Source organism: Veillonella parvula (genome assembly GCF_024461875.1).
Taxonomy (GTDB): domain Bacteria; phylum Bacillota; class Negativicutes; order Veillonellales; family Veillonellaceae; genus Veillonella; species Veillonella parvula_I.
Genome location: NZ_JANGAL010000176.1, coordinates 1 through 209, shown reverse-complemented (window position 1 = coordinate 209; position 209 = coordinate 1). Strand labels below are relative to the sequence as shown.

At 43.1% G+C, this 209-nt stretch carries 1 protein-coding gene; it reads right to left on the bottom strand.

Annotated elements, in window-relative coordinates:
* Positions 1-209, bottom strand: a 209-nt coding sequence (locus NE668_RS10260; protein WP_306795559.1) for a response regulator, incomplete at both ends; no start/stop codon positions are given.

Here is a 209-nt window from a genome sequence, read left to right as displayed (position 1 = left end):
ACCGGTACGTTCGATATTTTCCTAATCTCGCTGCACCAGTGGTACCCGTTGTAAAATGGCAGAGTAATGTCCATAAGAACAAGATGCGGGTCAAATTCCGCAAAAGTTTCAAGTACGTTTTTAAAATCCTGAACGTACTGCGCGTCGTTTCCCCACATCTTCATCTCTTTTTGGATTGCCTGCGCCATTGTCAAATCGTCTTCAATAAT